Source organism: Gemmobacter serpentinus (genome assembly GCF_008973825.1).
In the GTDB taxonomy this organism is placed as follows: domain Bacteria; phylum Pseudomonadota; class Alphaproteobacteria; order Rhodobacterales; family Rhodobacteraceae; genus Gemmobacter; species Gemmobacter serpentinus.
In genome coordinates this window covers 103,018-122,784 of the sequence record NZ_WCHR01000007.1, presented here as the reverse complement: position 1 = coordinate 122,784, position 19,767 = coordinate 103,018, and the positions used below count along the sequence as shown (strand labels likewise).

The 19,767-nt window shown below is 63.3% G+C and carries 11 protein-coding genes; 5 read left to right on the top strand and 6 right to left on the bottom strand.

The window, feature by feature from the left end; all coding sequences use genetic code 11:
- Entirely contained in the window at positions 1-3,297 is a 3,297-nt protein-coding gene (locus GBJ34_RS05225) for a Hint domain-containing protein (protein ID WP_151718215.1), read from the top strand.
- A gap of 404 nt (positions 3,298-3,701) precedes the next feature.
- Here the strand turns inward: GBJ34_RS05225 and GBJ34_RS05220 are convergent, their stop codons facing one another.
- The 5 genes from GBJ34_RS05220 to GBJ34_RS05200 all read right to left on the bottom strand — a co-directional run bounded on the left by GBJ34_RS05220 (position 3,702) and on the right by GBJ34_RS05200 (position 8,273).
- Positions 3,702-4,325, bottom strand: a complete 624-nt coding sequence (locus tag GBJ34_RS05220) for a queuosine precursor transporter (RefSeq protein ID WP_151718214.1) — start codon at positions 4,323-4,325, stop codon at positions 3,702-3,704.
- 112 nt (positions 4,326-4,437) lie between these two features.
- Positions 4,438-5,307, bottom strand: a complete 870-nt coding sequence (locus GBJ34_RS05215) for an esterase-like activity of phytase family protein (RefSeq protein WP_151718213.1) — start codon at positions 5,305-5,307, stop codon at positions 4,438-4,440.
- Complete coding sequence (mepA, locus tag GBJ34_RS05210) at positions 5,280-6,173, bottom strand: penicillin-insensitive murein endopeptidase (protein ID WP_151718212.1); 894 nt, start codon at positions 6,171-6,173, stop codon at positions 5,280-5,282. The genes GBJ34_RS05215 and mepA overlap by 28 nt, the downstream gene beginning before the upstream one ends.
- Complete coding sequence (locus GBJ34_RS05205; RefSeq protein WP_151718211.1) at positions 6,170-7,540, bottom strand: MFS transporter; 1,371 nt, start codon at positions 7,538-7,540, stop codon at positions 6,170-6,172. The genes mepA and GBJ34_RS05205 overlap by 4 nt, the downstream gene beginning before the upstream one ends.
- 202 nt (positions 7,541-7,742) lie before the next feature.
- Positions 7,743-8,273 carry an acyl-CoA thioesterase gene (locus GBJ34_RS05200; RefSeq protein ID WP_151718210.1) on the bottom strand — a complete coding sequence of 177 codons (531 nt, stop codon included), beginning with the start codon at positions 8,271-8,273 and terminating at the stop codon, positions 7,743-7,745.
- Between the two features lie 158 nt (positions 8,274-8,431).
- Between GBJ34_RS05200 and GBJ34_RS05195 the strand changes: the two genes are divergently transcribed.
- The 3 genes from GBJ34_RS05195 to yaaA are packed head-to-tail and all read left to right on the top strand — an operon-like array spanning position 8,432 to position 11,599.
- Complete coding sequence (locus tag GBJ34_RS05195; protein WP_151718209.1) at positions 8,432-8,719, top strand: YggT family protein; 288 nt, start codon at positions 8,432-8,434, stop codon at positions 8,717-8,719.
- Between the two features lie 3 nt (positions 8,720-8,722).
- Positions 8,723-10,780 (top strand): DNA helicase RecQ, encoded by a 2,058-nt coding sequence (gene recQ / locus GBJ34_RS05190; RefSeq protein WP_151718208.1) that lies wholly within the window; start codon positions 8,723-8,725, stop codon positions 10,778-10,780.
- A gap of 33 nt (positions 10,781-10,813) precedes the next feature.
- Positions 10,814-11,599, top strand: a complete 786-nt coding sequence (gene yaaA, locus GBJ34_RS05185) for a peroxide stress protein YaaA (protein WP_151718207.1) — start codon at positions 10,814-10,816, stop codon at positions 11,597-11,599.
- Here yaaA and GBJ34_RS05180 read toward each other — a convergent pair.
- Positions 11,575-14,157, bottom strand: a complete 2,583-nt coding sequence (locus tag GBJ34_RS05180; protein ID WP_151718206.1) for a response regulator — start codon at positions 14,155-14,157, stop codon at positions 11,575-11,577. The genes yaaA and GBJ34_RS05180 overlap by 25 nt on opposite strands.
- 162 nt (positions 14,158-14,319) lie before the next feature.
- Here GBJ34_RS05180 and GBJ34_RS05175 point away from each other — a divergent pair, with 162 nt between their 5' ends.
- Positions 14,320-19,755, top strand: coding sequence for an alpha-2-macroglobulin family protein (locus GBJ34_RS05175; protein WP_151718205.1), 5,436 nt, complete (start codon positions 14,320-14,322; stop codon positions 19,753-19,755).
- Positions 19,756-19,767 lie beyond the last annotated feature (12 nt).

Here is a 19,767-nt window from a genome sequence, read left to right as displayed (position 1 = left end):
GTGGCGAACATCAATGGGACGTCCGGCAACGACACGTTGACCGGGACGCTTTTCGCGGATTCCATTTCCGGCGCTGCCGGGAATGACCTGCTATATGGCGGGCTTGGCGCGGACTCGCTTTATGGCGGGGCAGGCAATGACACGCTGATCGGCGGATCGGGGGCCGATCGGCTGGACGGTGGCGACGGCATCGACACGGCAGATTATTCGGCCTCTGGTTCGGGGGTGAATGTCTCGCTGGGGGAAGGCTCCGGCGCGGGCACCGATCCGTTCGGCATCGATCTGGGCATCATCACGATCACGCTCGGGGGCGGCACGGGCGGCGATGCGGCTGGCGATACGCTGCGCGACATCGAAAATCTGGTGGGCTCGAACTATGCCGATACCTTGACCGGCGATGATGGGGCCAACCGTCTGGACGGCGGCGCGGGCAATGACCGGCTTTACGGCGGCTGGGGGAATGACACGCTGATCGGCGGCGCGGGCGCGGATATCCTTGCCGGGGGCGGTGGCCTTGATATCGCGGATTACAGCGGCTCCAATGGCGCGATCAATGTCGATCTGGCCTCCTACACCATCACCGGCGGCCATGGCACCGGCGATACCCTGTCGGGCATCGATGGCATTATCGGCAGCGCCTATAACGACACCATTCTGGGCTATGACGGATCCAGCAGCACCGGCTCCGATATCTATACCAATATCTTCTATGGTGCCGCTGGCGACGATTCCATGGATGGTCGCGGCGGCGATGACATCCTTTATGGCGGCATCGGCAATGACACGATCATCGGCGGCAGCGGCGAAGATTCGATCTGGGGCGAAGAGGGCAATGACCGCCTGTTTGGCGGCGATGGCAATGACAGCATCGACGCAGGCAGCGGCAATGACAGCGTTGAAGGCGGCGCAGGCAATGACACGCTGATTGGCGGCGATGGCTTTGACACGCTGATCGGCGGGGCAGGCGATGACCGGCTGGATGGCGGGGCCGATAATGACCGGCTCGAAGGCGGCGACGGCAATGACACGCTGATTGGTGGTGCGGGCCGTGACTCGCTGGTGGGTGGCGAGGGTCATGACAGCCTTGATGGCGGTGCCGAGAATGACACGCTGGATGGCGGCAATGGCAACGACACCTTGCTGGGCGGAGACGGGTTCGACACGCTTTGGGGTGGGGCGGGCAACGACTATCTGGATGGCGGTGCCGAGAATGACAGCCTTGATGGCGGACAGGGCGACGACACCCTGTTGGGTGGCACCGGCAATGACACCCTGCAGGGTGGCGAAGGCCATGACAGCCTTGATGGCGGTGCGGGCAATGACACGCTCGATGGGGCCAATGGCAATGACACGCTGCTGGGGGGGGCGGGCTTTGACACGCTTTGGGGCGGTGCGGGCAATGACTACCTTGATGGCGGTGCAGACAATGACAGTGTCGATGGCGGTCAGGGCGATGACACGCTGCTGGGCGGGCTTGGCAATGATACCGTCTTGGGCGGAGAGGGCCATGACAGCCTGGATGGCGGTGACGGGGATGACAGCCTTGACGGGGGCAATGGCAATGACCGTATCCTGGGCGGTGCCGGTCGCGACACGCTGACGGGCGGTGAAGGCCGCGACTATCTGGATGGCGGGGCCGACAATGACCTGCTTTACGCCGGCAATGGCGACGATACGCTGTTTGGGGGCACCGGCGATGACACTCTGGACGGCGGCGATGGGGCCGACAGTCTGGCTGGTGGCGAGGGCAATGACAGCCTTCTTGGTGGCACCGGCAATGATACGCTGTTCGGGGATGCGGGCAATGACCTGCTTTATGCGGGTGATGGCGATGACCGGGTCGATGGTGGCGATGGCCATGACCGGATCGAACTGGGCACCGGGCATGACACCGCCCTTGGCGGCAGCGGCAATGACACGATCCTAGCCGGCGACGGTCAGGACAGTGTCGATGGCGGCGATGGCGATGACAGCATCGACGCGGGCACCGGCAATGACACGGTGTTGGCAGGCGGCGGCAATGACCTTGTCTATGGCGGCGAAAACAACGACCTGATCTATGGCGGCGGCGGGCATGACACGCTTTATGCCGGGAATGGCGATGACAATGTCTCGGGCGATGACGGTAATGATCTGATCGATGCCAGCTATGGCAATGACACCGTGTCTGGTGGCGACGGGGATGACACCATCCTTGCCGGATTCGGCAATGATTCCGTCGATGCCGGGGCGGGCAATGACTATGTCGATGCGGGCTATGACAATGACACCGTAAATGCCGGCAGCGGCCATGACACGGTGTATGGTGATTGGGGCAATGACAGCCTGGACGGTGGTTCCGGCAATGACCGCCTATACGGCGGTTGGGGCAATGACACGCTGTCGGGCGGTGACGGCGATGACTATCTTGAAGGTGGCGAGGGCAATGACACGCTTTATGGCGGGGCAGGGCGCGACACTTTGGTCGGGGGTTCCGGCAATGACAGCCTGGAGGGCGGCGCAGATCGCGACACCTTCTATGCCGGCTACGGCGACACCATCGATGGGGGCGAGGCGGGCGATGATGTCGACACCATCGACCTGACGGGCCTTGGGCCGCGCCGGATCATCCGCGATCCGTCAAACCCCGAGAACGGCATCATCCAGTTCCTTGATTTCTGGGGCAATGTCACCGGCACAATCACCTTCCGCAATATCGAAAAGATCGTGGCCTGCTTTACACCTGGCACCCGCATCGTCACTGACCGTGGCGAAATGGCGGTTGAGGATCTGAAGGTGGGCCAACGCGTGCTGACCCGAGATCATGGCCAGCAGGTGATCCGCTGGATCGGGCATCGTCGTCTTGGTATCGGTGAACTGATCGCCGACCCGACACTGCAGCCGGTGCGGATCCGCAAGGGGGCATTGGGGGCGGGCCTGCCGGAGCGGGATATGCTGGTCTCGCGCCAGCACCGTATGCTGGTGACCGGCCAGCGCGCCGAACTGATGTTCGGGGTCGATGAGGTTCTGGTGCGGGCGATTCATCTGGTTGGCCTGCCGGGGATCGAACTTGCGGCGCTGAAGGACGTGACCTATCTGCACCTGCTGTTTGACCGGCACGAGTTGGTTCTTGGCGACGGCACCTGGAGCGAAAGCTTCCAGCCCGGTGAGCGCAGCATGTCGGGCCTCGATTGCCCAAGCCGCGACGAGGTGCTGAAACTATTCCCGGAGCTTGCGGCGCAGGATCTGCCGCGCAGCTTCAGCGCGGCCCGCATGACCCTGAAGGCGCATGAGGCGAAAGTTCTGATGCAAGGGTAATTTCGGAGGGTGTTCGCACCCTCCGGTGGATCGGGTGATCTGGCTTGCGCCTATTGCGGAAGGCGGCTTTCGCAATTGCCTAAATGATTGCCGAATTATTCACGATCCGCATGGGCGTTCATAAAGCTGTCATATTTTAAGCAGAAATGCCCAAGCATTTTAAGGTGGCTGCAAAGAGAAAGGGTTGCCGCATGGACGGCAACCCTTTCCGAGTTCCAAGGAGATGGGCCAGTTAGGTTACAAGCCCAATCAAAGTCATGATTTCCAAGGGGTTGCCCTAGTAATCACACCCTCCGACTGTCCCGACACCTCTCTCCAATATCACTCTAGACACTGGATCACCTCCTTTCAAAAGATTGCCGATATAGGGAGCGTGACACAGATTTTGGGTTTGTCAAAACAATTTACACAGCCCGTTGCGTCAATTTTCCGACAAGCATTCGGAATGGCACAAGTGCAACAGCGGCCATCGCCAGCTTTACCATCCAGTCCGCCACGGCGAGCGAGATCCACAGCGGGACGATGGGGCCATATCCCAGCAGCGGCAGGGCCTCATTGGCCCAGGCCACATCGGCGGCGGGGTCGATCCAGCTGAGACCAGAGGCAAAGGCGATGCTGAAGAAGATGCAGGTATCCATGGTGGAGGAGACCAGCGTGGAGACCAGCGGTGCCCGCCACCAACTGCCCCGGCGCAGCCAGTTGAACACGGTCACATCGGTCAGCTGGCCGCAGAGATAGGCAAGGCCGGAGCCGATCGCCACGCGCAGCGTGACCAGCGGTCCGAACTCGCCCATGATCTGCGAACCGATCAACGAACAGGCGACCCCGACCACAAAGCCCACCAGCACGACCTGACGTGCGGCTTTCACCCCATGGATACGGTTGATGATATCGGTGACGAGGAAGGCGACCGGATAGGTCAGCGCCCCCCAGGTCAGCCATGGGCCAAGCAGATATTGCACAAGGATATTGGAGGCGACGACTGTGGCCGCCATGGCGATGACGCCGGGCACGAGCATTCTGGTCATGTCATTTCCGTTTTTTACAAGGTCGCGGAGACTTGGCCCCGTCGTTGGGGCAAGGTTGCGGGAGGCAAGGTTGCACAGGCAGCCGCCCCGATACGCCGGGGCGGCGGATCGGTCAATCGGGAATCCGATATTCGACAATCTGGGTGGTCAGGAAGAACCGGAAATTGTCATCGGCGATCATGGTCAGGCGGAGGCTGCCCGCCGCATCGCGCCAGACCGCGATGCCTTCAAGATTGTCATGCGTGCCAAGTGGGGTCTGCAACACCGTCTCGCCGGTGCCATCCAGCGTGAAGCGGCGCACGCGCGAGGCAAAGCCCAATATACCGCGAAACTGCCGTTCCAGCACATAGAGCTTGCCGTCAGGTCCGAAATCGGCCCCGACCGGCAGGAACTCCCCGATTTTCGGGATGGTGAAGGCGCGCGCCCATTTGCCGCCGGGGGGCAAGCGGAACACCGGGAAGGGCTGATCGGGCTTGCCCCATTGCTCTGGCAGGGTGAACAACGTGCCATCGGGGGCAATCGCAAGGGCCTCCAATGCCGCATTGCTGCGCATCTTTTTGAATGCCGCAGCGACGGGCAGGTTCTCGGCGGGGCCCGCAAGGTCGCGGTAACGCAAGACCCGCGCCGCCCCTTCAAACGAGACATAGGCGGTGCCGTCTTCGGCAATCGCCAGCCCCTCGCTGTCATTGCGCCCCTTTTCCAGAGGGGCCTTGCCCTTGCCTTTCAGCAGGCGGATCGGCGCAGCCTCGATGCCGGTGATACGCCCTTGCGCATTGCGGATCAGCCGCCCCTCGGTCCAGCCGCCGCGATCCGACAGCGCGGTGAACCGCGTGCCGCTTGCATCCAGATCAATCGCCGACATCCCGCCCAGGCGCGGATCATCCGACCGCCAGGTGAAGCTGCCGATATAGCCGGTCTCCTGCGCCTGCGCGCCGCCAATGGCGGCGAGAAGGATCAGGGCGCAGAGAGAACGGCGGCGCATTGGGCAGGCAGATCGGCCATGGTATATTGGCGCGGATGGCGTTTGGGCTCTTCCGGGTCTTTCGGCGGCTTGCCGGTGGGTTTCGGCGGATTGAGGTAATCCGTCACCCACCACATCAATGTATCATCACAGCCATTGCCGCCCTTGGACAGTTCATCGACCGTGGGGGTCTGGGGCTGGCAGGCGGTGGCCCCTGCCGGGCATTTCAGCCGGACATGAAAATGCGTGTCATGGCCCGCAACGGGGCGGATCTTTTGCAGCCAGGCCTTGTCACGGCGCTTGGCGGTCTTGCACATCTCGATCTTCACGGCCGCCGCCACGAAGATACGGTCGACGCGCGGATCGGAGGCGGCCGCGCGCAGCAGGGCATGATGCTGTGGTGTCCAGTTGCGGGTCACGCTGCGTTGATCGGCCGAACGCACGGGGATGGAGCTGATCTTCTCACGTTCCTTGCGCGACAATTGCAGGCTTTTGGGGGGCAACATCCAGATATCTGCATCAAGCCCGATCTGGTGACTGGCATGGCCCGAGGTCATCGGGCCGCCGCGCGGCTGGCTCATATCGCCGATGTAAAGGCCGCGCCAACCGATCTGCGTTGCCGCATAGGACAGGTCGACCAGATATTGCACCAGTTCCGGCTGGCCGAAATTGCGATGCCGTGACAGGCGCATCGCCTGCCATGTCGGCCCGGTTTCCGGCAATTCTACCATGCCTGCCGCACAGCCCTTGGCGTAAGACCCGATTGGCATCGACGCTTGTTTCGAGGGGGTGGCATGGGCACCAAACAACTGGTTCGCCAGCTGCTGCGCCGAGGCGGGCAGGGCAGAAAGGCCCAGAAGCAGGGCAACGGAAAAAGCACGGATCATGACGGGGCCTGTTCACCATTCGGTTTGACCCAGATTAACAGAATGAGCGCGAACAGGAACAACCCAATCAGCGGTGCCACGCCAATACGCTGTGATCCGCTCAGATCCGAGGCGATGGCGATGGCCAATGGCGCGATAAAGGCTGTGGCCTTGCCCGAGAGGGCGAACAGGCCAAAGGCCTCGGTCGCGCGTTCGGGTGTGGTGTGGAACACCATCATCGTGCGCGAGGCCGCCTGCACCGTGCCGCCTGCCGCGCCGATCAGGATGCCGCAGGCATACATGATCACGTCCGGGATCGAGGATCCCGGCGAAAGCTCCATCCCGAAGATCTGTTCGCGCGACATGCCGACGATGACCGCGCAGACCACAATCAGCACCCAGACCGAGGTGACGATGACCGGCTTTGGCCCGCGCAAAGTGTCGACCTTGCCGCCGATCCATGTGGCCAGCGCGCCTGCAATCGCGCCAATGATGCCGAAAATGCCGATCTGGGTCACGCTCCAGCCCAGCACGCCCGAGGCATAGACGCCGCCAAAGCCGTAAAGCGCATTCAGCGAGTCGCGGTAGAACATCGACGACATCAGATAGGCGAACAGGCTTTTGCGCGTGGGAAGGCTTTTCAGAAGGGCCCCCAGATCGGCCAGCGATTGCTTCAGGGGGCGGCGGCTGCCGGTCTGCCTTGGTTCCTTCACCCAAAGGAAGAAGGGCACCATGAAGATGACGTACCAGATCGCGGTGAAGGGGCCGACGGCGCGGGTGCCCTCACGCGTTGCGCCATCCAGCCAGCCAAAGCCCGGATCGAGGCCAATCAGGGTTTTTCCGGTGCTGCCACTTTCGGCAAAGAACAGCAGCATGATAACCAATGCCAGCACGCCGCCTGCATAGCCAAAGGCAAAGCCAGAGCCGGAGATCGCGCCCATTTCCTCATGCGTGCCAAGGCTGGGCATCAGCGCATTGGTAAAGATGGTGGCAAATTCCATACCGATCAGACCGATGCCGAAACAGGCAATGGCCAGCATCAGCATCGGGGCCTCTGGCATCAGATACCAAAGCCCGAAGGCACCGATCACATAGCAGGCGGAGAAGACCCAGATCCAGATCATGCGCCGCCCTGACCCATCGGCGACCGCACCCAGGATCGGTGCCAGAAGGGCGATAATGACGCCCGATATGGTCTGCCCATAGCCCCAAAGCGCCTGTGCCTCGGCAGCCGCCGCATCGGGTGCCATGCCGAGCGTGGCGTAATGCGCCCGCGCCACTTCGGCGAAATAGGGGCCAAAAATGAAGGTCAGCAGAAGCGTGTTATAGGGTTGGCTGGCCCAATCGAAAAAGAACCAGCCCCAGATCCGCCGTTTTACCGATGCCATACCCGTCTCGCTTGTCCACGCCCTTTCGCGCGATGAAGCCCGAAACCGGGCCTGCGCGCAAGCACAGGCTTGACGAGACACGCAAGGACCTGAGTCGCAGCGAGACTGCGGGCCACCAGGCTGGGGGTGAAGAGATTGTGGCCTGCGAGACTGGGGGATGACGAGGCCGGGGGGCGATGAGGCCGGGGGCGGCCGTGGCCGACTAGATTTCGGGTGGCCAGGGGCGGGCCGCGTCGGCGGCGATCCATTCGACCACCCAATCCGGCAAGGCCGGGCTTTGCGCATCCTGCCCCATGGCCGCAATAACCCGTTCCGGTGCCACGATCCCCTGCCGCGAAGTGAAGGCCGATCGTGCCAGCATCTGGCTGGTGCAATCATCGCCGCGCCACATGCTCTGGTCGATATAGATGAAGCGCGCATCCCATCCGACACAGCGCGAGTGCATGGTGATGCGCTGAAACGTGGTCACACGCTTGCGATAGCGGGTGGAATTGCCCGCAATCGCCATGCCCCAGCCGTTTTTCATCACCGCCTTGTCCAGCCCGGTGCGGATGCCCAAGGGCACCCGGCCCAGATCGAACAGCGTCAGGGTGCGGCCATTGTTAAGCTCCAGCCACGGGTCGATATCCCAGGGCCAGCAGATATGTTCGCTGATATGGGTGTCCAGAATGCCAAGCCGCGGCGCCCGGCGCGCCTTCAACACTTCCTTCAGAAGTCGGATATAGGGATACATGCGCGCCTCCTGCCGCATGACCTGCCGCCAGAGGGCCGTGCGGTCAAGCGGAACGCTGCGGAAATCCGAGCCCGCGAGGCTGCATCGCTGCGCGGAAGTGGTTGTGCTTTTTGGGGCTTCGCGTTACCTCGAACCACAACAGATGGTGAGGTTGGGCTATGATCACGATCCTTGAAGTGCTGCTGATGGTGCTGCGTATCGCGCAATTCGTGATCCTGGCGCATATCATCATGTCCTGGCTCATCAACTTCCAGGTGCTGAACCTGCGCCAGCCGCTGGTTGCCCAGCTCTGGTATGGGCTGAACCGCATTCTGGAGCCGGTCTATGGCCGCATCCGTCGCTTGCTGCCTGATCTCGGCGGGATTGATCTGGCCCCGCTGATCGTGCTGATCGCGATCTATGCCCTGCAGCGCCTGCTGATCAACAACGCCCAACTGTTCTACTGATCCATGCAGCAGTCCCGCGCGCTTCCGGCCCGCGCGCTTTTGGCCTCGGTCTTTGGTTATGCGGCCTTCCGCCCCGGTCAGGAAGAGATCGTGGAGGCCGTGCTGGCCGGGCGTGACACGCTGGCCATCATGCCGACGGGTGGCGGAAAATCCCTGTGTTTCCAGCTGCCGGCATTGTGCCGGGACGGGGTGACCGTGGTCATTTCACCGCTGATCGCATTGATGCGCGATCAGGTGCGCGCCCTGCGCGAAGCGGGGGTGGAGGCGGGTGCCCTGACCTCCGGCAATACCGATCAGGAAACCGAAGAGGTATTTCGCGCCCTGGATGAAGGGCGGCTGAAGCTGCTTTACATCGCGCCGGAACGGCTGGCCTCCTCTGCGACCACCGCGCTGTTGCGACGGGTGAACACCAATCTGATCGCGGTCGACGAGGCGCATTGCGTCAGCCAATGGGGCCATGATTTCCGCCCGGATTACCTGCGCATCGGTGAATTGAAACGCGCGCTGGGCGTGCCGCTGGCGGCCTTTACCGCGACAGCAGACGAGGAAACCCGGGCCGAGATCGTTGCCCGGCTGTTTGATGGTCAGGCCCCCGAAATCTTCCTGCGCGGCTTTGACCGGCCCAATATCCACCTCGCCTTTGCGGTCAAGGACAGCCCGCGTCGCCAGATCCTTGATTTTGCGGGAGCGCGCAAAGGGCAATCCGGCATCGTCTATTGCGCCACGCGGTCCAAGACCGAGGTGCTGGCGCAGGCTCTGCGCGAGGCCGGGCATTCCGCCTGTCATTATCACGGTGCCATGGAGGCGGACGCGCGCCGCCATGTCGAGACCCGTTTTCAGCAGGAAGACGGGCTGATTGTCTGCGCGACCATCGCCTTTGGGATGGGCATCGACAAGCCCGATATCCGCTGGGTCGCCCATGCGGATCTGTCGAAATCGATCGAGGCCTATTATCAGGAGATCGGCCGCGCCGGTCGTGATGGGGCACCCGCCGAGACGCTGACGCTTTATGGCCCCGATGATATCCGCCTGCGCCGGTCGCAGATAGACGAAAGTCCCGCCCCGCTGGAACGTAAGGAAGCCGACCATGGGCGGCTCAATGCCCTGCTCGGTCTGGCGGAGGCGACGGGCTGTCGGCGTCAGGTTCTACTGGGATATTTCGGCGAGACCAGCGCGCCTTGCGGCAATTGCGATCTCTGCGACCGGCCCGCGATGCTGTTTGATGCAACCGATGCTGTGCGCAAGGCCCTTTCAGCGGTGCTGCGCACCGGCGAATGGTTCGGCACCGGCCATTTGATTGATATCCTGACCGGCAACGCGACGCAAAAGGTGCGCGAAAAGGGCCATGACCAGTTGCCCACTTTCGGCATTGGCCGCGAGATGGGCAAGACCGGCTGGGGTGCCGTGTTCCGTCAGATGATGGGGCGCGATCTGCTGCGCCCCGATCCCGAACGCTTCGGCGCGCTGCGCATGACCGAGGCCGCGCGCCCGATCCTGCGTGGTGAGGAAAGCGTGACCTTGCGCAAGGATACCGTGCAGGCGGCCGCGACCCGCGCGCCGGTCAAGGCGCTGGTTTCCGAGGAAGATGCGCCGCTTTTGTCCGCCCTGAAGGCCAAGCGCCGTGCGCTGGCCGAGGCGGCACGCGTGCCCGCCTATGTGATCTTTCCCGACCGCACCTTGGCTGAAATGGCCGAAAAGCGGCCCGCCACGCTGGATGAGATGGCACGGGTCAGCGGGGTCGGGGCCAAAAAGCTGGAAAGCTATGGCGGTGCCTTTCTGGCGGTCATCACCGGCGCGGGCGAAAGCCTGCATCCGGCGCGGATGCGGCTGGCGGGCAAGCCTGCGGCAGAACTGTTTGACCGTCTGGCCGAGGCACAGTTGCGGCTGATGCGCGGCGAAGACGGCATCGGCAAGCCGATGACACTGTCGCAGACCACGCTGCGCCGCATCGCCGAGGCACGGCCGCAGACGCTGGCCGATCTGGATCGTGCGGGCGATCTGGGATCTGCGCGGCTGGATCGCTTCGGCGCGGCCTTTCTCGAGATTTGCAACGATGCCTGACCTGGTCGGGGCCGGGATCGGAAAGGATATGCCATGTTGACCGTGATTTCGCCCGCCAAGCGTCTGGATGAAGGCGCGAAGGCCTTGCCCGAAGGGATCACCGCGACCGAGCCCACCTTTGCCGATGCCGCGCGCGAACTGGCGGGCGTCGCCGCGCGTCTCAGCCCGGCCGAACTGGGCAAATTGATGGACATTTCACCCGCGCTTTCCGATCTGAACCGCGCCCGGTTTGCGGCCTTTGGCGGCCAGACCCGTGTCCCTGCGGCGCTGATCTTCGCGGGCGACACCTATGCCGGGCTTGAGGCGGCAGGCCTGTCAGCCGATGCTTGGCGTTGGGCCGGGCTGCACCTGCGTATCCTGTCCGGCCTTTACGGCCTATTGCGCCCGACTGACCTGATCGAGCCCTACCGGCTGGAGATGGGCTCGCGTCTGGCCAATCCACGCGGGAAGTCGCTTTATGATTATTGGGGCAGCGATCTGGCCCATGCGCTGAACCGGCAGGCCGAAGAGGTAGGCGCGCGCTATCTGCTCAATTGCGCCTCCATCGAATATGTCTCGGCGGTCGATCCGGCGGCCTTGCGCCTGCCGATGGTCACGCCGATTTTTCTGGAAGGGCAGGAGGGGGCGGCAAAGGTCATCAGCTTCTGGGCCAAGAAGGCGCGTGGGGCCATGGCGCGTTTCGTGATGGAAAACCGCATCACCGATCCCGCCGATCTGTGCGATTTTGATCTGGGCGGCTATCGCTTCCAGCCCGCCGCGTCAGAGCCGGGTCGCCTGGTGTTCCGCCGCGAGGGTCAGGCCGCGCTGGTGGCATCCTGATCCACCGGGATGGCCGGGCGTGTGCCGGGCGGTGCCAGGGTTCGAAAGACTTCTGATATTGCGGTTTTGCGCAGCGGCTTCGTCAGATAGCGGTCGATCCCGGCGGCTAGGATCGGGCCTTCATCGCCCTCCATCGCATGGGCAGTCAACGCGATGATCGGGACATGGGACGGGTCCGGGGCCAGCGCCTCCAATTCACGGATGGCCGAGGCCGCCTCGCGCCCGTCCATCTCCGGCATGGAAATATCCATGAAGATGATGTCTGGCCGGAAGGATTGGAAAAGCGCCACCGCTTCGCGGCCATTGCCAGCAAAGACCAGTTCCAGATCCATGTCTTTCACCATCTTGCGGAAGACCAGTTGATTGGTGCGATTGTCCTCGGCGGCCAGAACACGCAACTGTCGTGACGGGCGCGGTTCGGCGTCTGTTCCGGCGGGTTCGACCGCCGGTGCGGGGGCGGGCGCAGCGGAGATCGCGGTGAGACGACGATAGAGATCGGCGCGCAGCAGGGGCTTTTGCAGGAAGCCCGCGACCGTATCCGCCTGAGGCAATTGTTGCGCCGCAGCCGGATTGTCCGACAGGATCAGCACCGGCAGATCCAGCCCCGCCGATCGCAGGTTTCTGGCAAATTCGATCCCATCGCCTTCAGGCAGCGACTGTTCGGCAACCACAAGGTCATAGCCCTGATCGCTGCGGAGCGCCGCCTCGGCCTCCTGGAGAGAGCGGCAAAGCGTGACCGCGATGCCGCAGGTGGAAAGCTGACGTTCCAGAATGGTGCGGTTGATCACCTGGTCGTCGATCACCAGCGCGCGGAACAGATTGAGAGGTGCCGGCAGGTCGATGCTGTTTCCAGTCTCCGCCATCGGCAGCGACAGGCTGAAGCCAAAGCAGGAGCCGCGCCCCGGTTCGCTGTCAACCCAGACCGCGCCGCCCATGTGGCGGATCAGCCGCTGGGTGATGGCAAGGCCCAGCCCTGTGCCCTCGAACTTGCGGTTCGATGCGGTCTCCACCTGATTGAACTCGCCGAAGATGTGATCGAGGTTTTCCGGCGCGATGCCGATCCCGGTATCCTCGATCGTGATATGCAACTGCTGCTGCCCCTCGGCGGTCTCGAGGCCGACGACCCGCACAAGCACATGCCCGGCCTCGGTGAACTTCACCGCATTGCCCATCAGATTGGTCAACACCTGCCTGAGCCGCCCTGGATCCCCGATGTATCGTGTCGGCAGGAACATGTCGAAATCGATCAGCAGATCCACCCCGCGCGGCCAGGCCTTGGGCTGCAAAAGGATCGCCACCTCATGGATCATCCGTTCCAGATCAAAGGCTTCGGGGTGCAGGACCAGCCGGTCAGCCTCGATCTTGGAATAGTCCAGAATGTCGTTGATGATGACGAGAAGCGCCTCGCCAGATGATCGGATGGTGTCCACGAACAGGCGTTGCTCATCCGTCAGCGGCGTGTCAGCCAGCAGTTCCGCCATGCCGACGACACCGTTCATCGGCGTGCGGATCTCGTGGCTCATATTGGCGAGGAAAGCGGATTTGGCCCGCACCGCCGCCTCGGCCTCTTCGCGCGCGGCTTCAAGTGCTTGTTGCTGGGCGCGGCTTTCGGTGATGTCGATGCGCAACCCGACTTTGCCGCCATCGGGGGTTTCCTTGTCGATCACCCGCATCCAGCGGTCGCCCGCGACGCGGTGCTCAAACTCCACGCTTTTGGTGTCGCGCAGATCCAGCCGGTCGCGCAGCCAGTCCTCCTCGCGGCCGATTGCATCCAGATACAGCCCCTGCTGCAAGCCAAAGCGCAGGATCGATTCGAAACTGGCCCCCGGCTGCATGGCCGCGGCACTGTCGGCGTATAGATCGCGATATCGCTGGTTGCAGACCATTAGCCGGTCTTCGCGGTCAAACAGCACGAACCCATCCGGGATCGCCTCGATCGCGGCCCAGATGCGCATCTGTTCGGTGATATCGACCGCGACGCTGACCATATCACCATCGCGGGCGCGCCGGTCGACCATCCGGACCCAGAGGCCGGAGCTGAGTTGCAACACCAGCGGATCAAGCGTGTCGCCCTCCCATCTTGCATACATGCGGGCGGCCCAATGGCTTGGCTTTTCCTGGCCGATACAAACGACGCCATTCTCCGCCATTTCCTCGAGAATCGACAGATATTCGCGCCCCGGACCGATGGTTTCGCATTCAAACAGGGTGCGGAATGCCTGATTGGCGGCGATCAGGCGATTGCGTGCATCAAAGACCGCGAAGCCGTCGCGAATCGTGTCGATGGAATCCCACAGCCGCCGCTCTGCCATGACGGCGCTGGTATGGGCGCGTTCCAGGTCATGCAGAAAGCGCAGATTCTGCCCCTTCAACGCCTCGGCTTCCGACAGGGCGGTCTTTACCACCTGCCGCTGTTCCACGATCTGTTCCGACAAGGCGCGGGCATGAAGCGCAAGTTTTTCATTGGCGGCGAAAAGCTCGCGGCTTTTGTGTTCCAGCAGGCGTTCCGCCGCCAGCCGCGCCCGCCTTTCCTGTGCCAGCCTGTCTGTCAGATCCATGCGTTTCCCGCCCTGGCGCGCCCGATTCCCACCGTTCTCGCAAGCTGCCGCAACATCGTGAAACAAAACTTAACAGGCGCGTTTCCGTTCAGCCGCGTGGAGGCGGATTGAAAGCCGGGCGATGTTCTGCCAGCATCACGCCAGATTTCGAGGAGCCATTTCATGCAGATCCGTCGCCCGCTTGCGTTGCTTTCGCTGCTGATGACCCTGATCGCGCCGCCGGTCGTCGCCGAAGACTTCGTGCCGCCGAAACGCTTCGTGCTGACGCAGGATGCGGACCGCCCGGGTGGCGATCTGTCGACGCTGCTCGACACCACGATCGAGGCTTGCGAACGCGCCTGCATGGCCGATCAGCGTTGCACCGATTTCACCTTCAACAGCCGCAATGGATCGTGCTTCACCAAGCAATCCCCGGGCGAGGATGCCTTCTATCAGGGTGCCTTCTCGGGCCGGCTGGTCGCCAATGATCCGCAGGTTGTGGCTGCGGCGACCGAGCGTCGGGCAGAGCTGAAATTCCTCAGCGATGGCGAGATTCTGGATGCCCGCAATCAGGCGGTGGACCTGGCCAATCGTCATACCAGCGGCAGCTGGACAGATGCCGAACATCTGGCGACTGCCGCCGAGCGCGAGGCGCAGGGCGATCTGGGTTCGGCGGTGAATTTTGCGGGGGCTGCCGTCAATGCCTCGGACAAGCCCGAAGTCTGGCTGGAATATGCCCGCCTGCTGATCGATGCAGCGCAGCGGTCGGACAGCCCCTCGGATCTGCGTTACCGCGCCATTCAGGCGTCAACCAACGCCTATCTGCGCGCCTCCAACAAGGCGGTGCGCCACAATGCGCTGGTGCTGATGGCCCGCGCGATGGAGGCCTATGGCCGGGGCGCCGATGCGGTGAAGGCCCTGCGTCTGGCCCAGCAATTGCAGCCGCGCGACGACACCGCGGCGCTGCTGGATGACTATGCCGGGAAATACGGCTTCCGCATTCTGGAAACCGATATCCAGAGCGATACCGCCCGCCCGCGCGTCTGCGTGAATGTGTCGGAAGATCTGGTGGAATCGGGCCTGGATTACACGCCCTTCGTGCAACTGGCCGAGACCGGGCTGACCGTGCAGCCGGGCGGCTGGCGTCAGCTCTGCATCGAGGGCGTGCAGCACGGCAAGCGTTACCAGTTCACCTTCCGCGAGGGTCTGCCCTCGGCGGATGGGCAGGAACTGGCGAAATCGGTGCAGATCAGTGCCTATGTGCGTGACCGCCAGCCCGGCGTGCGTTTCTCGGGCCGGGCCTATGTGTTGCCCAAGACCGATGCGGCGGCGCTGCCGGTGGTGACGGTGAACACCGAAACGCTGGATCTTGCGTTGTTCCGCGTCTCAGACCGCAGCATCTTGCGTGCGGTTCAGAATGGCTACCTGAGTTGGCCGATTGCCGAATATCAGGAATCGGGCTTTACCGATGATATCGGTGAACGCCTGTGGACCGGCACCGCAACCGTCGCGCAAGAGGTGAACAAGGATGTCACCACGCGCCTGCCGATGGGCGAGGCGCTGAACGGGTTGCAGGCCGGGATCTATGCCGTGAAGGCCTCGGTGCCCGGCGTTGATCCCTATGCAGTCCCTGCGGCTTGGCAATGGTTCGTGGTCTCTGATCTGGGGGTCACTTCGCTGTCGGGCACTGACGGGCTGCACGTCATCGTGCGCAGCCTGTCCAGCGCGGATGCGAAAGAGGGGGTGACGGTCGAACTTCTCAGCCGCACCAACAATGTGCTGGGCACGGCGGTCACGGATGACAAGGGCTATGCCCGGTTCGACGCCGGTCTGACGCGCGGCACCGGCGGCGGTGCGCCCGCCATGCTGGTCGCGAAACAGGGTGAGGGCGATCTGGCATTCCTGTCGCTGACCGACCCTGAATTTGATCTGTCCGACCGGGGCGTGGAGGGGCGCGAGGCCGCAGGGCCGATTGACGTCTTCCTGACCACTGACCGTGGCGCATACCGCGCGGGCGAAACCGTCTATGCCACCGCGCTGACCCGCGATCCGCAGGCCAATGCGATCGAGGGGCTGCCGCTGACCGCGATCTTCAAGCGTCCCGATGGCGTGGAATATGCCCGCCAGCAGGCCAATGATGCCGGCAAGGGCGGCCATGTCTTTGCCCAATCCATTGCAGGCAGCGCGCCGCGCGGTGTCTGGCGGATGGAGGTCTTCGCCGATCTGCAGGCCAATCCGCTGACCAGCCAGACCTTCCTTGTCGAAGATTTCCTGCCCGAGCGTATCGATTTCACCATGGAATTGCCGGACACGCCGCTGCGTCTTGGCGATATTGCTGAATTGGACGTTGAGGCGAAATACCTGTTTGGCGCGCCGGGCGGCGATCTGGCGATCGAGGGCGATGTGCTGCTGCGCGCCGCCAAGGAACTGCCCGGGCTGCCGGGCTATGTCTTTGGTCGGCACGATCAGCCCTTTGATGCAAGGATGGACTCGTTCAGCGGCGGGACAACCGACGCTGCGGGCAAGGCCAATGTCGGGGCGGTGCTGCCAGAGGTGGATGACCCTGGCCGCCCGCTCGAGGCGCGCATCACCCTGCGCATTGCGGAAGGGTCGGGCCGTCCGGTTGAGCGCCGCATTGAAAAGGTGCTGTCCCCCTCGCGCGCGATGATCGGGGTGAAGTCGCTGTTCGATGGCGAGGTGCCCGAGAACGGCGAGGCCCGTTTCGCGCTGCAAGGCATTGGTCCAGACCTCGCGCCAGAGCCGATGAAGGTCGCGTGGGAGCTGACCCGCGTTCAGACCGATTACCAATGGTATTCCTATTCCGGCAACTGGAACTGGGAGCCGGTGACCACGCGCACCCGCATCGCCAATGGCGAAGCAGATCTGGGCACCAGCCCCGTTGAGGTAGGCGCGCCGGTGCAGTGGGGCCAGTATGAGCTGGCGGTGAGCCGGATCGACGGCACGCCTGCGGAAACTTCGACCAGCTTCTATGCGGGGTGGTATGCGCCTGCGGATGCGACCGCGACGCCCGACACGCTGGAACTGTCGCTCGACAAACCGGCCTATCGTCCGGGGGAAACCGCGAAGCTCCGTGTCGTGCCGCGCGCGGCGGGCACGGCACTGGTGATGGTCATGGCGGATCGTCTGGTCTCCATGCAGGCAGTCGAGGTGTCTGAGGGCGAGAACCTGATTGATCTGCCCGTCACCGATGACTGGGGCGCAGGCGTCTATGTCACCGCATCGGTCCTGCGGCCGATGGATGTGGCGGCGGGCCGCAATCCGGCCCGGGCACTTGGGCTGGCCCATGCCGCTATCGATCCGGGCGAGGCGAAACTTGCCGTTGCTGTGCAGGCCCCGGCGGAGTCCGCGCCACGCGCGCCGCTGGATGTGGCGATCAAGGTGGATGGCGTCGCCATGGGCGATACCGCCTATGTCACCGTGGCCGCTGTGGATGTGGGCATCCTGAATCTGACCGGGTTCAAATCCCCCGATCCTGCGGGCTATTACTTTGGCCAGCGCAAGCTGGGCATGGGGATCCGCGATGTTTACGGGCGCCTGATCGACGGGCTGAACGGGGCCGAAGGTCAGGTGCGCTCCGGTGGCGATGCGGGGGCGCAGGCGCGTCTGCAAGCGCCACCACCCACCGAAGAACTCGTGGCCTATTTCACCGGGCCCGTTGAGGTCGGTGCCGATGGTCTGGCGAAAGTCAGCTTCGATCTGCCGGCGTTCAATGGCACGGTGAAGGTGATGGCCGTGGCCTGGTCTGGTAAATCCGTGGGTCAGGCCGATGCCGAAATCCTGGTGCGCGATCCGGTCGTGGTCACCGCCTCGCTGCCGCGGTTCATGGCTCCCGGCGATGACAGCCGCCTGCTGCTGGAGGTGGTTCATGCCACAGGCCCCGCAGGCCGGATGAAACTGGGAGCTCAAAGCGAGGGCGGCATTGCCCTGGGCGAGATGCCGGGCGAGATCGATCTGGGCGAAAAGCAGAAACAGGTGCTGACCGTGCCGGTTCATGCCGATCAGGCGGGGCTGGGCAAGATCACCGTCACCCTGACCACGCCTGATGGAAAGGATCTGGTGAAGACCCTGATGCTGCCCGTGCAATCGGGTGAGCCTGAAATCGCGCGCATCTCGCGCTTTGATCTGGCCAAGGGGCAAGAGTTCACCTTTGACGCCAATGTGTTCGACGGTTTCATGCCGGGCACGTCCAAGGCCACGATGGCCGTGGGCCCCATCGCGCGGCTGAATGTGCCGGGTCTGCTGGAGGCACTGGACCGTTATCCCTATGGTTGCACCGAACAGATGACATCGCGCGCGCTGCCGCTGGTCTATTTCGATCAGGTGGCGCAGGTGATGCAGTTGAAGGGGGCCGAGAATATCAGCCTGCGCATCGAGCAATCGGTGACCGAGATCCTGCAAAACCAGAACTCCGAAGGGGCGTTTGGTCTGTGGCAGGCACCGGAATCCTCTGGCAATGACCTGTGGCTGGATGCCTATGTCACCGACTTCCTGTCGCGGGCGCGGGCGCAGGGCTACAAGGTGCCGGATCTGGCCTTCCGCAACGCTTTGGACAACCTGCGCAATCAGGTGAATTACTACAGCGATTTCGACAATGGCGGGCAGGATCTGGCCTATGCGCTGCTGGTTCTGGCGCGTGAAGGTGCGGCGGCTGTCGGCGATCTGCGCTACTATGCCGATGTGAAGGGCGATGCCTTCTCGACCGCGCTGTCGCAGGCGCAGATCGGGGCGGCGCTGGCCTCATACGGCGATCCGACCCGGGCTGATGCGATGTTCCGCAAGGCGATGGATCGGCTTGATGCCGCCAAACCGGAAACCGCGCAGATCTACCGGGCGGATTATGGCACCGATCTGCGCGACAGCGCGGCGGTGCTGACGCTGGCGGTGGAGGCAGGGTCGCAGGCGGTGAACCGCGACGCGCTCATCAGCCGCATCAGCACCAATGGCGCGATGTCGACACAGGAAAGCGTCTGGACGCTGCTGGCCTCCAACGCGCTGATCGACGGGGCAGGGGCCGATATCACCATGAATGGAGAGGCTGTGACCGGCCCGCTGGTCCGGGTAATGTCGGATGGCACGGCCCCGACCGTGGTGCGCAACAACGGATCTGACACCTTCCTGACCGTCACCGCCTATGGCGTTCCGTCAGAGCCGCTGACAGCTGCGGGCAATGGCTATGCCATCACCCGCAGCTATTACACGCTGGAGGGTGAGGCGGCCTCGTTGGACGATCTGAAGGTTGGCACCCGTCTGGTGACGGTGCTGGAGGTCACGCCCTTTGATCGCGGCGAGGCGCGGCTGATCGTCAATGATCCGCTGCCTGCGGGCTTTGAGATCGACAATCCCAACCTGATCAGCGGCGGCGCGGTGTCGAGCCTGGATTGGCTGGGTCTGGAGACCGATGCCGAACACAGCGAGTTCCGGCAGGATCGCTTCATCACGGCGGTGGATCGCCATGACAATGCGCCCTTCCGGCTGGCCTATATCGTGCGCGCGGTATCGCCCGGGACCTTCACCCATCCGGCAGCCTCGGTCGAGGATATGTATCGCCCGAGCTTCCGCGCCCAAAGTGGCACGGGCCGGATCAGCATCGCGCAATGATGATGTGATGGT

Excerpts from the sequence above, each read along its gene's own strand:
- GBJ34_RS05220 (WP_151718214.1), bottom strand. The coding sequence starts at position 4,325 with ATGACCAGAATGCTCGTGCCCGGCGTCATCGCCATGGCGGCCACAGTC.
- GBJ34_RS05215 (WP_151718213.1), bottom strand. The coding sequence starts at position 5,307 with ATGCGCCGCCGTTCTCTCTGCGCCCTGATCCTTCTCGCCGCCATTGGC.
- mepA (WP_151718212.1), bottom strand. The coding sequence starts at position 6,173 with ATGATCCGTGCTTTTTCCGTTGCCCTGCTTCTGGGCCTTTCTGCCCTG.
- GBJ34_RS05205 (WP_151718211.1), bottom strand. The coding sequence starts at position 7,540 with ATGGCATCGGTAAAACGGCGGATCTGGGGCTGGTTCTTTTTCGATTGG.
- GBJ34_RS05200 (WP_151718210.1), bottom strand. The coding sequence starts at position 8,273 with ATGTATCCCTATATCCGACTTCTGAAGGAAGTGTTGAAGGCGCGCCGG.
- GBJ34_RS05195 (WP_151718209.1), top strand. The coding sequence starts at position 8,432 with ATGATCACGATCCTTGAAGTGCTGCTGATGGTGCTGCGTATCGCGCAA.
- recQ (WP_151718208.1), top strand. The coding sequence starts at position 8,723 with ATGCAGCAGTCCCGCGCGCTTCCGGCCCGCGCGCTTTTGGCCTCGGTC.
- yaaA (WP_151718207.1), top strand. The coding sequence starts at position 10,814 with ATGTTGACCGTGATTTCGCCCGCCAAGCGTCTGGATGAAGGCGCGAAG.
- GBJ34_RS05180 (WP_151718206.1), bottom strand. The coding sequence starts at position 14,157 with ATGGATCTGACAGACAGGCTGGCACAGGAAAGGCGGGCGCGGCTGGCG.
- GBJ34_RS05175 (WP_151718205.1), top strand. The coding sequence starts at position 14,320 with ATGCAGATCCGTCGCCCGCTTGCGTTGCTTTCGCTGCTGATGACCCTG.